Genomic DNA, 20,792 nt, shown 5'->3' on the forward strand with positions numbered 1-20,792 from the left:
AGTTTAAGCAGCGGCGGCCCTGGTTTTTGCGGTTACCTCATTCAGCAGGTTTTCCCAATCGCGGGTAAAACGTTGTATGCTAAAGCGCTGTAAAGCCACCTCCCTGCCCTTGCTGCCAATTTGCTGTGCCAACTGCGCGTTGCTGATCAAAAGCTTCATCTTATCTATCAGGTAGTCTACATCCGTATGGATAAAACCCGATACCCCGTTTTCAATCACCGCCGAAAGCTCGGTAGTGGCCAGGCCTACCACGGGGATGCCCATCATCATTGCTTCGCAAACGGCCAGGCCAAGGCTGGTATATCTTATCGGGTTAAAAAAGAAACGGTAACGGCTTTGAAATTGCGGCAATTGCGGGTGCAGCACCTCGCCCAGCCCCAGGCTGCCTGTGCCCATGCCTACCAGGTCAAGCGGTACGTGTTTGCGGGCGTACATAAAAATATCGTGGCCCAGCAAACGCCCGCGGGCCGGCAAATTATTGATCACCACAATGCCACGGTCCAGATCGCCGCGGTAATGCACTCCCGCATCCGTAACGCCATGCTCAATAACACGGGTTGGCGTTTGGTTGCTATCCCACATCAGGCGGTTAAAGTGGGTAACATGCACCAGTACTACGTTCTCATCAGCTACCACATGGCGGGTATCTGTAGGATGCTGCCGCGGCGGGTCGTGCTCTATATAAATGCGGGGTAATTCCCGTTGTTCGGCTGTCAGTATCTCATACTGATCGACCAGGTAATTGGTATTGGTTTGAAATATGATGCAATCAAACTCCTGGTATTTTACCTCGCCGGCGGGTATTTCAATCACATTATCACCAAAAGGGAAGGTTTCGCCCCGGCCGTAATAGCCTTCTGTTTTTTCGGGTTTGGTGGGTATATAAATATCGTAATTGCCCTGTGCTAAATAAAAAAGATAACTGCCATGGATATGCCAGGTAAACACCTTAAGTTTTTTTTGCATGTGATGTTGTTGGATTGATACTCTCTTTTTAACCAACAACAAAGCCAAACAACTATTAACTTATAAATAATATAATATCTTTATAAGATTTATAATTTCTTAGCGTTATTTACTGTCTTTTTTAAAAAATTCATAATAATTCCATGAAGTGGCACGGGTTAAACCGTTCGCTTATCACGACAACGGTGTCCACTTCTACTTACACCAATTCAACATAAATTATCCTATTTATTAATTTAATTCGTAATTAGCAAATAAATCAGAAGTAATTTTAACTGATAATATACCTATCCAACAAGCAAGGAGATGGTTATGCTCACCATATTATCCACTCATTCGGACCATACCACATTAATTATTAATTAATTTATTGCAAATCAATACTTTATATCCCGATGGAATTCACCCGGCCTGATCTAAGGCAATTAATGTGCATCAGCCATTTAGGGGCAGGGAGAACCAAAACTCGGCGCCTTTACCGGCATCGCTCTCCACCCCCATTTTACCATGATGTTTTTTAACAATATCCATAGCAATATATAAACCCAGTCCTAAGCCCTGATAGGTGTTTTTGGGCAGGGATTCTGAACGGTAAAAGCGGTCGAAGATCTTTTTCTGCTGTTCTTTCGGGATCCCTATACCATGGTCTTTTACTTTTATTACCACATCGGGGCCTTCGGTTGTTACCTTAACCGCAATATCGGGCCCATCCGGGGCATACTTAATGGCGTTACCGATAAGGTTGGTTAACACCTGGCTAATGCGGTCTTTATCGCCGTTAACAGGCGGTATAGGCTGGGTAACTAAACTGATATGATGCGTGGTGGCTGTTGCCTTAAAGGCATCTACTACATCCCTCACGGTTTCGTTAAGATCAAACAAACCAAAATGATAAAGCAGTTCGCCGGCCCTTATCCTGGTTACATTCAACATTTCGTCTATCAGGTTAAGCAGCCGGTCTGTTTGCTTGTTCATCCTGTCGAGCATTTCGTTATCCTTATCCCTGCCCTCTTTAAGGTGATAGAGCTGCATTAACTGCAAATATCCGCGAAGCGCCGTAATGGGTGTTTTAAGTTCATGCGCGGCCATGTGCACAAAATCCTCCTGCTGCTTGGTTTGGTTTATCCTTTCGGTAACATTGCGGTAGTTAAAAACAATGTGCCTGATGTTGGGATTTTTCAGCATGTTGTTTACACAGCCTTCTATCCACTGCCACTCGCCCTGTTTGTTTTTAAGGCGCTGCAAAAACGACATAGATTGCCCATCTTTTAACAGTATTTTTAAAAACCTGATGTTAAACGCCTTGATCTCATCGGGATGGATAAGGGCTGTAATGGGTGTACCCAGCAGTTCATGCGGCTGGTAACCTAATATTTGCTGCACCGATAAGCATACATAACTCATTACACCATCCTGGTTAGCCATTAAAAAGCCTTCGGCGCTTTTTTCTACTATCCCCCTAAAGGTTTCTTCGCTGGTGCGCGATTGCTTTTGTACCACTTCTATAACAGCGAACAGGGCTGTTATCATTAAAGCCTGGATGAGGAAAAAAACAATTAACAGGCTGAAAATACCACCCCCGTGCAACTGATGTTTGTGCCGGATAAATACCACTACGCACACGGCGGATACAATACTGGCCACTAAGGCCGAGCGGCTGCCGCCATAACACGCACTAAAAAAAATAACCCCGAAGTAGGCCAGGAACGGCGCATACATACTGAAGAAATTAAGCGGCACCATCACCACCCAGGTAGTGATAAGCGCTGCGGCTACCGGGATCACATACCTTAATAAAACGGGGCGCTTGCTTATTTTTTCTCTGTTCCAGGCATAGCGGAGTGCATAGCCCTTCAGCGTATCAAAAAGTAAGAGTTTAGCCATAAGCTACTACATTACGTTTAAAACCGGTGCCGGTGCCTTAGCCATTATATTGTACTTATGCGCTATAATTGCGGTATCATAACGTTTTATTCCTTTATGATCTATACTTGGGCGTGTGGTTATCTTCCCCTCCAGGTAAAGTTCGGTACCATCCTGCAAGCTCGCGGCGTTATCAACAACGCTTTCGGCGATCTGGATGAAATGATTTTCGGCATGCTTGCAAACAGCGCCCTGCCGGTTAATATTTTCTATCGTTATTAATTTAAGGCACAGGCATTTGTTACCGGCTATGGTTTTCCATTCGGGCCTGCCCTCTACCTGGCCTACCAGAATTACTTTGTTAACTCCCTGGTTTTGAAACATGGTATAATAAATAAGTGGATGTTTAAAAATTTTGTTCTGTTAGGGCCGCGCAGGAACCGGCATGCAGTATGGATTTGATGCTGCCTACAAGATCACTCAGATCAAAAGGTTTGGGTATGAATTTATCACAGCCATATTGCCCTAATGATAACAGCACCCTGGGATAAGCCGATAAAATAATTACGGGAAGCTGCCTGGTATCCGGGTTCTTTTTTACCTGGTGGCATATCTCGCCGCCGTTAACCCCTTTCAGGATATAATCTATCAGTAAAATATCGGGCACATAGGTTTGGATCATGCTATCCACCCCATCTGCCGCATCGGCCGTTTTCACTTCAAAACCTTCGTAAATAAGGGCTTCTTCCATTACATTAAGTACCGCCTCGTCATCATCAATCACTAAAACCCTTTTTTTGTCACTCATAGCTGTTAAAGGTTTTTAAGGTCGAAAAATATGCGTGTACGGTCTACCCCGTTGGCCATCTGAAAAGGCTCTTTAAAAATATTAAAGAAGGTATCATAAGCTTTGGGTAACCTTTTGATGCGCGGCGGCATTTTTACCGGTGTAAGCGTTATGCATACGTCGGCGTCGGGAGCATCGATACAGGTTGTTTTGGAATAGCAGTATCTAAATCCTTTTGAAATTACAAATTTCAAAAGGTCGGGCGTAACGGGAATTTTCATAGCTGTACTTATTTATAACAAAAGTACCTGCTATGTTTTTTTACAGTTGCGTATTTGTACAACCGCCCGGAATGTTTAAATACGTTATTTTTAATTATAAGATAATTATGCAGATTTATTGTAATATAACAAGCAACAATTAATTAACAATGCCATTGCTCATGGCAAAACGTACCAGCGCAGCGGTATTGCGCGAGCCTGTTTTATCGATAAGGGTCTGCCGCTGGCTTTCGATGGTCCTTTTACTGGTAAACAGTTTATCGGCAATTTCCTGGTTGGTATAGCCTTCGCTGATGAGGCCCAGCACTTCTACCTCTTTGGCAGAAAATTCGATATCCATGATCTGCTGCAGCGCGGCAGGATCAGGAATGGTTAGCAGGCGTTTTAAAAACTTGGTGGTAAGTTCTGAGCAGATGTAAAGGTTGTTGTGCAACACGTGCTTAACGGCAAAAACAAGTTCGTCGGCGCCTACGCTTTTAAGCAGATAGCCGCTTGCCCCGGCCTGAAACGCCTTGATCACATATTTTTCGTGATCGAGGGCGCTTAGAATAATGATCTTGCAATCCGGGTACTTCTCTTTAATCTGGTCGGTAAGGTCGAGCCCGCCCATTAAGGGCATATTCATATCGGCCAGTATCACATCGGCATGGGTGCCGCTTTCCAGCAGGGTTAAAACCTCGCATCCGTTTATTGCCGCACCTGCCACATTGATGCCGGCCTCTTTTTCTAACAGCGAAATGATACCGTTACGTACGATGTTATGATCTTCTGCCAATACAATATCTATCATGATATTAATTTTTTATTTAAAGTGAAAATCGTATCGGCTATTGATGTTTTTGCAGGAGTTAATGTTATTTTATAAATACCCTTCATCTTCGGGCCCTGTTTTACTGATCGAAATTAATAATTTCTTCAACCTGTCTACATGTACGGCCAGTTCTTCGGCCCTGCGCTGATAATCGCTTACCAGGGCGCTGCCTGCAACACCTTTATCGTTAAACGACATGTTGAGCAAAAGGTTACGGCGCTCTTCCAGCATCCTTACAGAGATCCAGATAGACTCCTCCATCTCTTCGCCCTGTTTTTCGAGCAAACTAAGCGCGGTATAAACGTGGCCGGTGTGGCACCGGTACCTTTTATGCACATCCTTTTCTATCTCCCACAGCCCGCCGCCACAATCCGGGCAGGTAAAGTTACTGTGGGTGCCCAGTTTCTGCATATCTTCTATATTGCTTACCAGGCGTTCGGTAATATCCGCTTCTATCTTTACATCCTCGGGGATATGCAAAGCATGATGCGGCTTGGAAAGCACATCTGCAATAATATACCCCATATCCTGTATCAGCACGCGATGATCTACATCTACATTATGAATAACGTTTAAAGGCATGTCATCGTATTCGGCTTCTGATGGTTCCTGCACAATGCATACGCCGCCGCTGCGCTTAATGGCCGACATGCCCGACGTGCCGTCGTCCAGCAGCCCGCTCAGAACAACCCCCGTTACCCTGGAATCATACGCCGCCGCCGCCGAACGGAAAAGCACATCGATAGACGGCCGCCAGCGGTTTTCATGCGGGCCGTGCAGCAAACGTACTTTGCCGGGTTTTAAAAACAGGTGCTGATCTGCCGGGGCCAGGTAAATGTGGCCGGCCTTTATCGTTTCGTTATTTTCTGCAACCTTGCAGGTATTGGCTGTTAATTTTTGCAGGTGCTGAACTATAACAGCAGCCTGCGAATGTTTTGACATATGTATCACAATAAAAACAGCCGCGGGTAAATCTGCCGGTAAATTACTTACCAGCTGGTTAACAGCCTTCAGGCCCCCTGCGGATGCCCCTATTACAACAATATTTTTCACCTCCATGTTTAACAAACAGTATTTTTATATTTCTTGTTTATGATTGAGCACTATTTTAACCAGGGTGCCTTTGCCCGGCGCCGAATCAACCGATAATTCGCCATTGTATAAACTGATGCGGTTTTTGATGCTGCGCAGCCCAGAGCCGCTTGCAGATTGTTCCTGCTGGGTATAATTAAAGCCATTGCCGTTATCCTGCACGCATATTTCTATGCGTTTACCGCCTTTTACGGTTATCCTTACCAGGCTTGCACCGGCATGTTTCATGCAATTGTTGATCAACTCCTGTATTACGCGGTACATGGTGGTTTCCAGCAGCATGTTTTCGCGGGCGTTAAAGCCTGTAACCTTTGCCTGGATGCGCATCCCCGGCGATGATAACCTTTTAACCAGTTCATCAAGGGTGGCGGGCAGGCCAAAATCAAGCAGGATGGATGGCGCCAGCTCAAAAGATATGTTACGGGTTTCTTCTATCGCCTGGTCTATCAGCGTGTTGATATCCAGATGCGCCTTGCCGTGGCCCAGGTCAAGCGCACTAAGCTTCATCTTGATGCCATACAATAACTGGCTAACGCTATCATGCAGGGCATCGCTGATGCGCCTGCGTTCGTTCTCTTCTGCATTTAATGTGGCCAGGGTTATGGCCCTTTGCTGATCCTGCTTTAAAAGCACCGTTTCTTCTTCTATCCGCTTTTTTTCGGTGATATCTATCATAATACCAACCAGCCGCCTGGTTTGCCCCGGCTCGCCTATTACGTGGCCCCTGATACTGGCATAGTGCAGCTGGCCGTCAGAATTGATCAAACGGCAAACAAAATCTATTTCTTTTTCGGAATTGATAGACTTACGGAAATGCTCGTCAACCATTTCGCGGTCATCAGGATGGATCAGGTTGAGAAAGGTACGGTAGCTGCCGTCAAACCCACCTTTGGGGATGGCGCAGATATCATAGTTAAACTCATCCAGATAAAATTTCATACTATCCAGGTCCAGCTCCCAGGTGCCTGCAGAAGAAGCTTCCAGAGAGAGTTCGAGCCTTTCTTTGGTTTCGGCCAAGTTTTTCTCGGCTGCTATACGTTCGGTAATATCCACAATGGCTATGTAGTATTTGGGCGGTGCGCCGCTAAACGAGTTAATGGCGGTACCCTCTACCTGGGTGTATAATTCGGCCCCGGCCTGTGATGTTATCTTAAGCTGGCAGCTTTGTTTGGCATGCGTGGCCTGCATATCCTTAAAAAAACGGTAAAAAACATCTGTAAACTCCGGGGCTATAAACTGGATCATCCGCTTGCCCAGTAAGCCAGCCTTGCCGCCTTCTATCAAATATGCGCCCGCGTTATTTACCTCTTCGATGATGCCGTAGCTGTTTAATATAAAGTACCCGATGGGTGCAAGGTTATAAATGCTTGCAAACTTAAGCTGCTGCAGTTCCAGTTCCTCATTGGCAACCTTCAGCTCATCATTTTGCATTTCCAGCTCTATCTGGTACACCTGCAATTCCTGAAAAAGAGCCTGCATATCCTGGTCGCCAAACACTTTCTTACGCTGGCCGATATCGGCAAGCATTTTTTCGGCCTTGCTCCTCAGGTCGTCTCCCAGGGCATCGTTTATATTATCCGTATTATTTTTCAAGGCCTTTCGTTTTCATAGCGAGTGTAACCAGTAATACGCTGCCGGCTTCATCATTTTTTAAAGGTATAGCGCTTATTGTACAATGGCCGGGGCTGCTGCCCGCCAAAACAAAGTCGGCACTTTTAACACCTGCCCCGCTCTTTGCTTTATTTAACAGTTTTAAAACGGGTTCTGTTTTAATGAATTGCTCCAGGTAAGGTATAAAGGGCTTACCCTGCAAATCCTCTTCAATTTTTAAAATTTCGCGAAACGTTTCATTAGCCCATAAAATATTATTATTTGCATCAATATGCGCCAGGGCATCCGGATAAAGCCGCGAGATGCTATCAAACTTCTGCTGTAAACCTTCTATCTTGTACTCCAGTTGCTTGTACCCGGTTATGAGTGTAAACGTAAGCACCGCGCCCGAAATAAAGTTATCAAGCGTACGGTAGGGCATTATCCTTACCTTGTACCATTCATCGGTTTTGGTTTTTACCTCTATCTCCTTATTGGCCAGGGTATCTATCACCTTACGTATCTCATTCTCGATGCCCGAGTTATCAAAATTAGAAACCACATGGTTAATAGGGCGCCCAACATCCGTAGGTATCAGGTTAAAAAGTTTGCGCACCTGCGGGGTATAGCGCAAAATATCAAGCTTATTATCTAAAAATATGGTGCCTATCTCGGTAGAATCGAGCAGGTTTTTCATATCGTTGTTGATCCGGGTGAGTTCTTCGGCTTTAGACTGGTACTGCATGTTTATGGTCATCAACTCCTCGTTAAGCGATTGCATCTCTTCTTTGGTCGTTAACGATTCTTCGTTGGTGCTTTGCAGTTCCTCGTTGGTGCTTTGCAATTCCTCGTTGGTAGATTTTAATTCTTCCAGTGATGTTTCCATCTGTTCGATAGTGCTGTTGAGCTGCTGCTTGGTGTAAACCAGTTCCTTCTCCAGTTCTTCAACAGCCACATTCGTTTTATCATCCCCGGCTTTTAGCTTGCCGCCTGCTTTTTTAAAGTACCCCTTATCTTCAAAAATAACAAGCACCAGGCCCTGCAGCCCGGTTTCTTCTAACAATATGGCCTTCAGATCAACTAACCTTATGGCATCCGCATCCTTCAGTTTAATATCGCTGATGGCAACCTCGCCCTTTTGGAGCCGCGCCTGATGGATGATATTACCTACAACATACCGCAGCTCCTCGCGCGCCATTTTATAAATATTCATCACCGCTTCGCCGTTTGGCAGCTCTAAAAACTTGCCGGTTTTGCCATTGCTGTAAAGGATATCCCCTTTTTCGTTCACCAATACGGATGAGGGCGTAAAGTTTTCCAGCAGTATGCGGTTAAACGTATCCGCTACCGATCGCTTGCTGATCTGTTTTTCCATATCATCTATCTTCATGGTGTTTAAAGGGTATTGCTTGGCTACATGAAAAGGAAAATCTATCATCCTGCCCACCTGCGCACTCCCCTCCTTGCGCTCGTAGATCTTCCACTTAGGGTCAACAGATATAAACATTTCTGTAAAACCGCCAATCGTTTCTGCAGGCCCCATAAACATAATACCGCCGGCATTAAGGGAGTAATGAAAAATAGGGATGATCTTTTTTTGCAGCTCGGTGGTCAGGTATATCATCACGTTACGGCAGCAAAGCAGGTCCAGCCGTGTAAAGGGCGCATCCTTGATCAGGTTATGCTGGGCAAAAACAATCATCTCGCGCAACTCCTTTTTAACCTGAAAGGTGTTATCCTTTTTAATAAAAAACTTATCTATACGGGCGGCGGATACATCTGCTACGATATTATCAAAATAAACACCGTTACGGGCATGCTCTATGGCCTCGGCATCCAGGTCGGTAGCAAACAGCTGCAGTTTGGGCCACTCGCCTTTATCCATATCTTCCAGGCACTCTATCAGCAGCATAGCGACAGAATAGGCTTCCTCGCCGGTAGAACAGCCCGCTATCCACACCCGGAATGGCTCGTTACCTGCCTTATTAACCATCAACGCGCAAAGCTTTGGCTTTAATGATTCAAAAGCGGGGGCATCCCTAAAAAATTTGGTTACGCCGATAAGCAATTCATTAAAAAGCACCTCTATCTCCAGCGGGTTCTCCCTTAAAAAATTTACATAGGCGGCATAATCGGGTACCTGATGATAAGCAATGCGCCGGTCTATACGGCGGGTGATGGTGCTTTTTTTATAAAGTGAAAAATCATGCCCGGTTTGCGAGCGCAGCAGCATCAGTATCTTTTGTATGGAATTGGTATTTTGTATGGCTATACGCACCTGCTCAGATGCTTCTTCGGCAAGTACCGGGTGGTTAAGATACTGGATAAGCTTTAGGGGCATTTCTTCGGGCGATAGTACATAATCAACCAGGTTGGTACTAATAGCAGCCATGGGCATGCTGTTATACTGCGCGCTATCCGGATCCTGCGCCATAGCCATACCCAGCTTTTCTTTGATCATCCTGATACCGGTTTCCCCGTCAGATCCCATCCCCGAAAGGATAACGCCCACTGCCTTGTTCCACTGGTCGTCTGCCAGGCTTTGTAAAAAGTAATCTATAGGCTGCCGGTAACCATTCGGCTTTGCCGGGGTAAGCAGCAGAAGCTTGCGGTTATGGATGCCCATATCCTTATTTGGCGGGATGATGTACACATGGTCCGGCTCAACCGGCATGCCATCCTGTGCTTCCATAACCGGCATAGGCGTGTAATTTTGAAACAGCTCGGCTACCTGCCCCTTATGATGCGGATCCAGGTGAAGGATGATGATAAAGGCCATCCCGCTATCTGCGGGCAAATGGTTAAAAAACTTCTCGAACGATGGAAATGAACCCGCCGACCCGCCGATGCCCACAATAGGAAAACCCTTTATCTTACTCTCCCTTGATGTACTTATCTCGTTTTTTTTATTTATATTTTTTAATTCCTTTTTAGGTTTTGACGGTCTTTCTGACATGATTTTTGTTTGCAAAGAAATATAAATGTAGAAAATACTTTCCGCCCAAACGCAAAAAAGCCTCCGGTTAATGTTAACCAAAGGCTCGTTTATTGTTTATCACCCTATAAATACACACATTTGCGGCCAAAAAACATTTTGTAACACAAACAGTTTAAACCTGTTAAAAAAACAGTATCAACATGTTACGCCGCCATAGCCTTATACAATACCGATAATTTTTCTACCACGTAATCTATCTCGTGGGCCGTGTTGAATTTACTGAACGAAAAGCGGATATTGTTACGGGAGGTATCTGCCCCGATGGCCTCTAAAACATGCGATGCCGAACCTGTTGAGCAGGCGCTGCCACCGGATACCGAAATGTGATGCTGATCCAGATAATTAAGCAGGTTGCCTGATGCATAGCTAAAAGGCAGGCTTACATTTAATACCGTATAAAGGCTTTTACCGGCAATGGCCGAATTACCGTTGAAACGCACATCGGCTATTTGCTGCTGTAGTTTGGCGATCATCCTGTTTTTTAAGTTTTGGATGTGTGCCCGGTGCGCATCCAGATCCTGATAAGCAACTTCCAGCGCCCTGGCCAGGCCAATAATGCCGTGGATGTTTTCGGTACCGGCGCGCAGCTTGCGCTCTTGCGAGCCGCCGTGCAGTAAGGGCGTTAATTGCACACCATCCCGGCAGTATATAAAGCCAACACCTTTTGGCCCGTGAAACTTATGTGCCGATGCTGCTATAAAATCTACATTTAGTTTTGCCAGATCGTGCCTGTAGTGGCCCATGGTTTGTACCGTATCTGAATGGAAAAGTGCGCCCCTGCTTTTACAGAGATCCCCAATCAGCTCAATATTGTTAAGATTACCTATCTCGTTATTGGCATGCATCACCGATACTAACGAGGGGCCGTTTTGCCGCAGCAATTCCTCCAGATGGCCGGTATCCAGGTTGCCACGGCTATCGGTATTTATAAAACTCAGCTTTATTTCGCCATTGTTTTGTAATGCCTTTAGCGTATGCAATACGGCATGATGCTCAAACGGTGTGGTGATAACATGCTTAATGTGATGAGCGTAAACGGCAGACAGGATGGCCATGTTATCTGCCTCGGTACCGCCGCTGGTAAAAACAATTTCGTTTGGCGATGCATGCAGCAAACCGGCAATGGTAGCACGCGCGCCCTCTACAGCGTTTTTAACCTCGCGGCCATGCTGGTGATGAGATGACGGGTTGCCATAAAAATCAAGCAGGTAAGGGGTAATGGCTTTAAAAACTTCGTTGTCTAATTGGGTGGTGGCGGCGTTGTCCAGGTAAATCCTCATGATGTCTTAATTTTTAATGTTACAGGTTGTTTTAGTAACTTATCTCAAAAAAAAGAAGACATAAGAGCAAAGCTGTTTCAGCTTTCTGTTTTATAATCATCTTATCTTTCTCCATTTAATCTGGAGCAGGAATTAGCACCTTTTACAAGCTAAAAGCCGGTACAGGTTGCTAAGACGTCGTAGGGCCTTTCCCTCTGTCTTTCTGGATAAGTTATTAAAAGAACTATTTGATGCAAATATATCATAAAATCTATTAATCCCATAGATTTTATATTTTTTATTTGATCTGTGTTCTTTCCGATCATAAAGGCATTGCCGGGCACCAACATTCACACCTGCTGGTGCCCGGTTTTATTTATTTTAACGACCTGATCCAAGTAGCTATTTTGCGGGCATCCTGCACGGGTACCTGCGGCATAGGCGGCATGGGGGTAGCGTAATCCGGCCAATGCTCGGGCTTAGGATTTTTTATCAGTTGCATAATTTCGTTGATGCTGTATTTGCGTTTGGCAATATCCTTAAACGCCGGGCCAACCTGTTTAATATTAGGATTGTGGCAGGCCGAACAAGTGTTTTTTAGCAGTAAGGGCTTAACATCGTCATAAGTTGGCACTTTGGTTAGCAGCGCATTAGCCGCCTTTGCAGCTGCAGCGGGCTTTAAGGCTTTAACGGCTGTTTTTGAATTTTTGATGCTCAGGTCCTTTAAAGCCAGCTTTTTCCCTTCGGGGATATTATTTAAGGTGTAATAGGCTGTTGGGTGCACCAGGTTAAAATAGTTTTCCTGGTCGCGCACACCGTCGAGCGTTATGGTATGAATAAAGTGTTTGCGCAGGTTGCTCACAACTATACGTGCCTTTAAGCCATCATCAGATACCTTTACCCCGGTAACATTACACTTAAGGCTGCCTACCGGCGGGCTGCCGTAAACGCCGTGGTACTTATACGTAAAGCTTTCTACCGAGTAAGATGCCAGATCTTCGGCTACCTTTTTATCAACCGGTTTGGTAAACTCGATCTCGAAGCCATCCGGCATAGCCCGTATAGCCCGCATCTCAAAAGGGATATGGTTATTCCAGATCAAACGCTGCAGGCCCATGGTAGCCTCGCCTGCCGAACCCCAGCCCCGGTTGGTTTCGCCTGCCGCCAGCGAGCCATCCGGCAGCCAGGCCAAACGCACAATACCGGATTGAAAACCGCTTCTGAACGCCCATGCGGCGCCCTGGTACTCGCCGTTGATCTTTTCCAGAAAAATACGGTCGACCATGCTTTGCCCCTGGTCGCAAACCAGCAGCTGCCCGGCAAAGGGCCCAAAAACACCTTCCGGTATCTTCACGATCTCGGAGTTAGAGATACCCAGGATACCATGCGGCAGCCAAACGGCAGGCAGCTGCAATTCGGGGATCTCTTTTTTAGCATCCACTTCTGTACGGTACTTTTCGTTAACTATGTTTTGCGGTTTAAACGGCTGCCCGTCCTTATCAAACTCTATACGCGGGTTGTTGGTGGCAAAAAACTTTTCGGGTGTAAGCTTTAACGGGGAGTTGGGCAGGTTAGTCCAAACCAAGCTGGCCGGGTGGCCCATAAAACCGCCTTTTTTAACAGGCATAATACTGCCAGAGCCTACCCAGTCGCCCTGGTTATCACTGTACCAAAGCTCGCCATCTATCATACTGATGCCGCAGGGCGAACGGAAACCGGCCGCCCAGGGGGTTACTACGCCTTTGTCGGTAATGTTAAGCGCCCAGCCGCGGTAAGGCACAAAGCTTTTTGGGTGCCACCAATCCGGCGGGAAACCTAGATTAAGCGTTACAAAAAACGAACCGTCGGGCGCTATTTTGGGCCCAAAGCTGTACTCGTGGTAATTACCTGATAAAGGCCAGGCATATACGGTTTCAAAAACATCGGCTTTGCCATCCATATTGGTATCAACCAGTTTGGTCAGTTCGCCGCGCTGCACCACGTATAAAGCACCATCCTTGTAGGCAGCGCCCAATACTTCGTGCAGCCCCGATGCAAACTTGCGGAAGAATGGCCGCTGGCTGGTAGGGTTCTCTACCATAAAAATATCGCCACGGCGGGTAGTAACAGCAAGCGTACCGTTAGGAAGTGTACACAAGCCCCCTACTTCCAGAATGGTACCTTCGGGCGCGGGCACCTTCATTATCTTAAAAAAATCGTCTTCCTTAGGCGATTCGGCCTGGGCAAACACCTGGTGGCCTGCACCTATTATTAAAAATATAACGCTTACAAAAAGCAAGGTCCTTTTCATTATCTGTGTATCTAAAATATCCATAACCGCATCTTAAAAAATAATAGAATAGGTTAATTTTTGTTTAACGGGAACAATCAGCTCCTGCATGCCGCCAATACTGCGTATCATCGGTTTGGCTTCAACGCTATCATCCATGCTGATGTAATATTGATCATCTACCAGGTATAACCCGGCTTTCAGCATTTGGATGGTATTGCCCTGTGCCAAGCGTAAAAACAACCCGGTAACGGGCGTTTGCAGGGTTACCTGGCGCTGCAGGCCTTTACCGCCCGGCAGCACGGTGCTTGCATCATTTACCGGTGCACCATACAACAAATACTTAAACGCCGGGCGCCCCTCGCTATCCAGTACATAGCCTTTAGGCTTGTAACCTGTGCCGGTGGTATCTGCAGGCCAGGCGGCGTTATTATCCGGCAGTTTATACAGGGCAGGCGCCGGTTTGCCAAAGTACTGTACAGACCCGGCCGGCCGCGAGGAGCCGTCGCCCCTGTCATGCCACATCGGGGTAGCATCCAGAAAACCGCCGCGCCATAACTGTACGATCATCCCTTGATCCAGATCATAGGTGTAATGCAGCTGCTCGGGGCTGCCAACCCCAACACCATGCGTAACGCGGATACCGCCCGGCAGATCAGTAAAGCTGCGCAGAATGGTATTTTCTGATGCATTGATCAGAATGGGGTCAACCGCGTCGTTTGAGCTTACGTTGGCATCGGTCAGTAAATATTCGCGCACACCGGGCCCGGTAACGGTTAACCCTAAGGCTGTTTTGGCCCAGTCGACATTTTTGGTATAAAAGATCTCGAACGGCAGGTTGCCGGCAGGTAATGTAACCGTACCTGTGCCTGCAAAGCCCTGGGTATTAACCGCCGTTAAGCCGTTTACCTTTAGCGCACCCTTACCACCCGGAACGCTTAATTTAAAAGTGTATTCACCCGGCTGGCCAATATTGATCATCCCGGTGTACCGCAGTGCAAACTCATTATCAAGCTTAACCTCGTTTGATGTTAATATTGGCGGCGTGCCCTGTGCAACTGGTTTTAACTTTGCATAATCAGGTTCGGATGAAAAATTGCCTTTGTAAACCGTATATTTTAGTTGTGATACGGTTGGGTGCGGCTTATCAAAACTGGTATAAAAGATGTTTTTAAAAGCCACGGCACCGTGGTCGCCCTGTAAACGGAGCGGGCCAAGTGCGCTTTCTTTACTATCATAAGCACCGCGCGTAGGGCCGGATAGCTCTGCATTTTCCTGTATCAGGATACCATTCAGCCATAGGTAAAGTATTTTGGCATTGGCCGTTTTAAGGCCTTTATCATCAAACCGGGGCGCCTGAAAAGATATTTTGATGTGCTGCCATAAGCCCGGGGCCCGGCTTACATTTTGGCGGGGCGCCTTGCCTTCATAACCTTTTTGCCCTTCGGGCCTGGTTTCGTCCCAGCGTTCGTAAATGCCGCCGTTATCGCTTGCCCTGGGGTTTACGGTGCCCCAGCTATCCAGCAGCTGCACCTCGTAACGGCCCTGCAGATAAATGCCCGAGTTAGCCCCCTTTGCCATCATATAATCCATCTCTATATCAATATCCCCATGCTGCAGGTTAAAGAACAGATCGCGGCCGGGATTTTTTTCATCGAAACGGTTAAGCAGGATACCGCTGCCCTTAACTGCGGTAAGGCTGTTCACCTTATCCAGATCGGCTTGCGGGTTACCCGTAACTTCCCAGTTTTTGGGTGGCGCTGCAAAAGCCGACAGATCATTTAAAGCAATTTGGCTTTTGAGAGCCTGCGCTTGCAAATCATTTAGGCTTAATACACCTGCAAGGGATAGGGCAAGATAAAGCTTGTTATAAAAAGTATTATTCATCGCTATTAGTTATACAGAAAAAAGCCCCTCCGTTACGGAGAGGGCTTTTGGTAAATATACCTGATAATATTTAGTAACCAGGGTTTTGTGTTAAATTTGGATTCAGCCCTCTTTCGTACTGAGGGATAGGGTACAATTCATGCCCGGTAGGGATATCAATATTGTAAACATCCTTAATAAATGCTGTGGCAACACCTGCCCGGCGCAGATCGTAAAAAGTAGAATACTCGCCGCTAAGTTCGTGCCTGTATTCATGATAGATCATTTGCAAAGGGTCTGTTATCACTTTGCCTTCGCTCATGTACACCGCCGGTGCGCTGCCGCCAAAACCACGGTCTCTAACCGTTTTTAAGGTAGCTAAAGCACCTGCAACATCGCCTGTTCTGGCCTGGCATTCTGCCTTGCTCAACAAAATTTCGCCATAACGCAGCAGGATCTGGTTTTGCGCACCAAAAATGGTAGAGTTACCCGAGTTACCGTTAAGCGTTGGGTCGCGCCACATTTTTTCGCAGTAATAGCCGCTTCTGGGTATCGTGTTGTCAGATCCTACCCAGGGGCGCGCTACCGTGCCGCAGGTATTAATGATCTTACCGTCGGTACCGGTGTATTTAGCCTTAACAGCAGCATCTGTGCTGGCAAAACCTGCAATTACCAGCGGGTACGACTGGATGCCCCCCCTATCAATAATGGCAGGACTTGGATTGATATCGCCGGGGCCGATAATGGTTGCCACCTTGCGAAGATCGCCTGACTGGAAACCATCATACAGGCCTTTATTGCCATAATCATATCCAAAGTTAGATACTTCTTCGGGCATGCCGAAAGATCCTATCCAGGCTACTTCGTTACCTGCACCCCAGCTTTGGGTACCGGCCACAATAAACTGAACCTCGAAAACAGATTCGGCGTTATTCTCGTTGTTATACTCGTGTATATCAATAAATTTTGGCAACAAGCTGTATTTACCGTTAAGCTGGTTAAAGCTTGCTAATGCATCGGCATACTTTTTCTGCCACATTTGTGCAGCACCTAAATAGCCCAGCGCCGCTCCTTTTGAAGCACGGCCAACCTCTTTTGCTTCGTACTCCTCTTTCCACGGTAATAAGTTTACCGCAGTTTTAAGGTCAGATTCTACCTGGGCAAAAACTTCGTCCTGTGTGTTTCTCGGCTTTAAACCGTCATTAGCGCCGTTTGATAATTCTAACGGTACGCCACCAAAGCTGGCGCCCAGATAGTAGTAGGTCATTCCGCGTAAAAAGTACACTTCGCCTGTAAGGCGGTTGGCCAAGGCCTCGTCTAACACGCCCTTTTCGCGCATAGTTTTCAAGATCTCGATAGCAGAGTTTGCACGTGCTATACCAATATAAGCGCGCTGCCAAAACACCTGGATACCGCCAAAAGTGGTTGGGATGGCATAGGTGTTGTAAAACCTGTCGTTACCCCAATTAAAAAAATCATGCGATTGAAAGTTGGCATAATACCAAAGCGATTTTTTTAACAGATCGGCATTTTGATAGGTATCATATATGGCATTTACGATGGCAATACCATCGGCCGGTTTATTAAATAAGGCCTGTGCAGTAGGGTTAGATGAATCTGTTTGATCCAGGAAACCCTTTTTGCAACTGAAAGGAATCAATACTATCAGTCCTACTGTTAGTATGTATAAATATATTTTCTTTTTCATTATTCGTTTCTGTTACTGTAATATCATCTAAAATGTCACATTTAAACCCACTGTGTAAAATCTTGATGACGGATAAGTACCAACATCAACACCTGATGCCGTAGGGCCGCTTCTTTGAACACTGCTGTTGTTAGGATCTGTACCTGTAGGCTGGCCAATTTCCGGATCAAGCCCGGTGTATTTGGTAATCGTGAACAGGTTTTGTGCAGACAGATAAAGCCTTACCCTGCTTAAAGTAAGTTTTTTTGCCATAACGGATGGCAGCGTATAACCCAATGTAACGTTACGCAAACGCAGGTAGCTGCCGTTTTCTACATAGATGCTTGATGCCACGTTATTAGCGCTTACATCATCATTATAGTTAACCCTTGCATAGCGGTTAGACGGGTTTGTTGGCGACCAGTGGTTTTGATAATAATCTACACTTACATTTTGTATCCCTACAAAGCCCGGTGCCTGGAAACTCTCTAAGTTACGCGCCTGATAATTAAATATTTTATTACCGTAGCTGCCGTAAAAGAAAGCATTAAAATCAAATGCCTTGTAAGCCAGATCGAGGTTAATACCGCCGTAGAATTTAGGGATAGGGCTGCCTAAGCTTGTGCGGTCATCGGCAGTTATCTGCCCGTCGCCGGTTATATCCTTAAACTTACGGTCGCCGGGCTGTGTTGGCTGGGCGGCATTACCCTGGTAATGCCCATCCGGTGCTTTAGCATCCAATGCGTTTATCTCGGCTTGTGTTTGGAATATCCCTACACTTTGGTAGCCGTAAAATTCGCCAACCGGCTGGCCTATGTTTGTACGGCTAAACTCCTGCCAGCCATTTGCCGGGGTAGTTAAATTAGCCAGGTTGCTTATAAAATTGGTGTTTTTTGTAATGCTTAAAAGCTTATTATTAACTGTGGTTAAGTTTAAACCCAAGCCATAAGTAAAGCCGTTTGAAGTATGCCTGTAGTTTAGCGCTATTTCTATACCCTGGTTTCTGATGCTACCTGCATTCTGAGCAGACCTTTGCACACCTGATTGTGAAGCTGTTGGAACCTCTAATAAAAAGTCTTTTGAATCTTTCCTGTAATAATCAAGCGTTAGGGTTAAATCGCCATTTAAAAATGCCGCGTCTAAACCAATATCTGTTTGCCTTGAGGTTTCCCAGGTTAGGCCCCGGTTATCCAGGTTAAGATAGGCTAAACCACCCTGATACACCCCACCAAACGGGTAACCCACATTTGTACCTGAAGTAGCCGGGCCGCCAGAACTGTACCTGGCAAGGTATTGAAACGCAGGGATACCCGCCTGGTTACCAACCTCGCCGTAGCCTGCACGGAATTTCAGATCGGAAAGGAAGCTAACATCCTTTAAAAACGGCTCCTGCTTGGCCCGCCAGGCAATTGAACCCGAAGGGAACACCCCATATTGCTTGCCTTCATAAAATTTAGACGAGCCATCGCGCCTTACGGTAGCGGTTAACAGATACTTATCCTTAAATTTATAGTTTAACCGGCCAAATTGCGATGCAAGCGTTGTGATTACCTGCCCGCCATAGGCAACCAGGTTTTTAACCGCACTTAGATCTCTGATCACATCGCTTGGTAAATCATTACCGTTGCCACCTATATTACGAAATGTTGTGCTTTGCTGCGAAACACCGCCAACAAAATCTATGGCGTGATCGCCAAAGGTTTTTGAATACGACAGGGTGTTTTCCCAAAGCCATTCGTACGTATTATTGGCGCTTTGCGAATAGGTATTTAAAATATTGGGGCTTGCCACGCCGTACTGATCTAATGAGCGGGTATCAGATGGTGTAAAGAAATAGCCCGAATAGTCGCTGGCGTTGATACCCAGGTTTGTTTTGATCTTTAAGCCGGCAAGCAAGGTTGCTTCTAAAGATGTGGTGCCTAAAAAGTAGTTTGATAAATTTTTAGCGTCCTGTGTTTCTATGGTATAAAGCGGATTGCCCCAGCTTCTGGTATAAGTATTTACCGGATCATAAAAACCATAATTGCCATTTTCATCCTTGGCTTTATTGGTAAGCTTATTACCGCCAATGGTTGGTATCAGTTCGCTTAAGGTAGCCAGTGCACCTGTACCAAAAGGGTTGTTGCTGTTTTGCCTTGAATATTTGGCGCTTGATGATGACCTAAGCCATTTGGTGGGGTTGTAATCTATATTCATCCCCAGGTTGATCCTTTTGAAATAAGAACCCAGTACAACGCCTTTCTGATCAAAATAGCCTGCAGAAAATGCCGACTGTACTTTTTCGCTTCCGCCGCGGATAGCCAGGTTATAATTTTGCCTTAAACCGGTGCGGTACACCTCGTCCTGCCAGTTTACGTTTTGCAGGGACGATGGGTTTGCCCACTCGGGCAACCTGTCAAATCCGGGGGTTTGGTTTGCAAGCGTGGCCCATTGCTCGGCATTTAATACCTTGTATTTTTTAGGCTCGGTTTGCACAGATGCATAGGCATCAAGCGATACCTCTACGCCATCTTTTCTGCCTTTTTTGGTGGTAATGATAACCACACCATTTGCTGCACGCACACCATATATTGCCGTGGCAGAAGCATCTTTTAAGATATCCATCGATGCAATATCATTTGGGTTGATATTGTTAAGGCCGCCGGTTATAGGGTAACCATCCACCACATACAAAGGGTCGTTATTGCTTAAGCTACCAACGCCACGTATCAATACGGTAACGCCGCTGCCGGGGGCACCGTCATTATTAGTAACCTGCACGCCCGATGAACGGCCCTGCAAGGCCTGATCTAACGCGGTAACAGGTACTTTAGCAACCTGGTCTGCAGTTACAGAACTTACGGCGCCCGTAAGATCTTTACGTTTGGAGGTACCGTAACCTACTACTACAACTTCGTTTAAATTACTTACGTTGGCGGTTAGCTTAATGTTGTAAACACTGCCGGCGCCTACTTCAACCTCCTGGCTGTTGTAGCCTATTATACTTACAACAAGGGTAGCGTTTTGCGGTACTGCTAATTTAAAAGCACCCTTTACATCGGTCATCACACCAATGGTGGTACCTTTTACGGCAACAGTAGCGCCCGGCACAACCCCTTCTGCAGAGGTAACCGTCCCCATGATCTGCCTTGTTTGGGCATAACCGGACAAGCTTATCAAAAGGGATAAGCTCAACCCAATCAGCACCACAAAATGTTTAATTTGTAGTTTTCTCATCATACTTTATATTTAGTTTAATTGGTTTTTGAGTCAATCAGGCTTATGCATTCAGGATCTGCTGATTTATTCGAAATAAAAGTATGTTACTGTAATTATATAGAGTA

14 protein-coding genes and 1 riboswitch are annotated in these 20,792 nt (G+C 46.1%); all 14 genes read right to left on the reverse strand.

Features of this window, described 5'->3' with window-relative positions; translation table 11 throughout:
- Positions 1-3: 3 nt before the first annotated feature.
- The 14 genes from E2R65_RS01800 to E2R65_RS01865 all read right to left on the reverse strand — a co-directional run bounded on the left by E2R65_RS01800 (position 4) and on the right by E2R65_RS01865 (position 20,688).
- Positions 4-966, reverse strand: coding sequence for a glycosyltransferase family 4 protein (locus E2R65_RS01800; protein WP_134334761.1), 963 nt, complete (start codon positions 964-966; stop codon positions 4-6).
- Between the two features lie 435 nt (positions 967-1,401).
- Complete coding sequence (locus E2R65_RS01805) at positions 1,402-2,850, reverse strand: sensor histidine kinase (protein WP_134334762.1); 1,449 nt, start codon at positions 2,848-2,850, stop codon at positions 1,402-1,404.
- 6 nt (positions 2,851-2,856) lie between these two features.
- Complete coding sequence (locus E2R65_RS01810) at positions 2,857-3,213, reverse strand: single-stranded DNA-binding protein (RefSeq protein WP_134334763.1); 357 nt, start codon at positions 3,211-3,213, stop codon at positions 2,857-2,859.
- Between the two features lie 22 nt (positions 3,214-3,235).
- The gene (locus E2R65_RS01815) at positions 3,236-3,637 is read right to left on the reverse strand and encodes a response regulator (protein WP_134334764.1); all 402 of its coding nucleotides are present in this window, start codon (positions 3,635-3,637) and stop codon (positions 3,236-3,238) included.
- 5 nt (positions 3,638-3,642) lie between these two features.
- Positions 3,643-3,897, reverse strand: coding sequence for a hypothetical protein (locus E2R65_RS01820; protein WP_134334765.1), 255 nt, complete (start codon positions 3,895-3,897; stop codon positions 3,643-3,645).
- A 139-nt stretch (positions 3,898-4,036) separates the two neighbouring features.
- Positions 4,037-4,687 carry a response regulator transcription factor gene (locus E2R65_RS01825; RefSeq protein WP_134334766.1) on the reverse strand — a complete coding sequence of 217 codons (651 nt, stop codon included), beginning with the start codon at positions 4,685-4,687 and terminating at the stop codon, positions 4,037-4,039.
- A 69-nt stretch (positions 4,688-4,756) separates the two neighbouring features.
- Positions 4,757-5,767: a chemotaxis protein CheB gene (locus E2R65_RS01830; RefSeq protein ID WP_134334767.1), complete on the reverse strand. Its 1,011-nt coding sequence runs from the start codon at positions 5,765-5,767 to the stop codon at positions 4,757-4,759.
- 18 nt (positions 5,768-5,785) lie between these two features.
- Positions 5,786-7,393, reverse strand: coding sequence for a PAS domain-containing sensor histidine kinase (locus E2R65_RS01835; RefSeq protein ID WP_134334768.1), 1,608 nt, complete (start codon positions 7,391-7,393; stop codon positions 5,786-5,788).
- A complete protein-coding gene (locus E2R65_RS01840; protein WP_134334769.1) occupies positions 7,383-10,346 on the reverse strand; it encodes a chemotaxis protein CheB in 2,964 nt (987 codons plus the stop codon). The genes E2R65_RS01835 and E2R65_RS01840 overlap by 11 nt, the downstream gene beginning before the upstream one ends.
- 185 nt (positions 10,347-10,531) lie before the next feature.
- The gene (locus E2R65_RS01845) at positions 10,532-11,668 is read right to left on the reverse strand and encodes a cysteine desulfurase family protein (protein ID WP_134334770.1); all 1,137 of its coding nucleotides are present in this window, start codon (positions 11,666-11,668) and stop codon (positions 10,532-10,534) included.
- Between the two features lie 98 nt (positions 11,669-11,766).
- Positions 11,767-11,881, reverse strand: a riboswitch (SAM riboswitch).
- Between the two features lie 142 nt (positions 11,882-12,023).
- Positions 12,024-13,937 (reverse strand): c-type cytochrome, encoded by a 1,914-nt coding sequence (locus E2R65_RS01850; RefSeq protein WP_134334771.1) that lies wholly within the window; start codon positions 13,935-13,937, stop codon positions 12,024-12,026.
- Between the two features lie 33 nt (positions 13,938-13,970).
- Positions 13,971-15,803, reverse strand: a complete 1,833-nt coding sequence (locus E2R65_RS01855) for a family 16 glycoside hydrolase (protein ID WP_134334772.1) — start codon at positions 15,801-15,803, stop codon at positions 13,971-13,973.
- Positions 15,804-15,873: 70 nt separating this feature from the next.
- The gene (locus tag E2R65_RS01860) at positions 15,874-17,490 is read right to left on the reverse strand and encodes a RagB/SusD family nutrient uptake outer membrane protein (protein WP_134334773.1); all 1,617 of its coding nucleotides are present in this window, start codon (positions 17,488-17,490) and stop codon (positions 15,874-15,876) included.
- A 27-nt stretch (positions 17,491-17,517) separates the two neighbouring features.
- Positions 17,518-20,688: a SusC/RagA family TonB-linked outer membrane protein gene (locus E2R65_RS01865; protein ID WP_134334774.1), complete on the reverse strand. Its 3,171-nt coding sequence runs from the start codon at positions 20,686-20,688 to the stop codon at positions 17,518-17,520.
- Between the last annotated feature and the right edge of the window lie 104 nt (positions 20,689-20,792).

Source organism: Mucilaginibacter phyllosphaerae (genome assembly GCF_004378255.1).
GTDB classification, from domain to species: Bacteria; Bacteroidota; Bacteroidia; order Sphingobacteriales; family Sphingobacteriaceae; genus Mucilaginibacter; species Mucilaginibacter phyllosphaerae.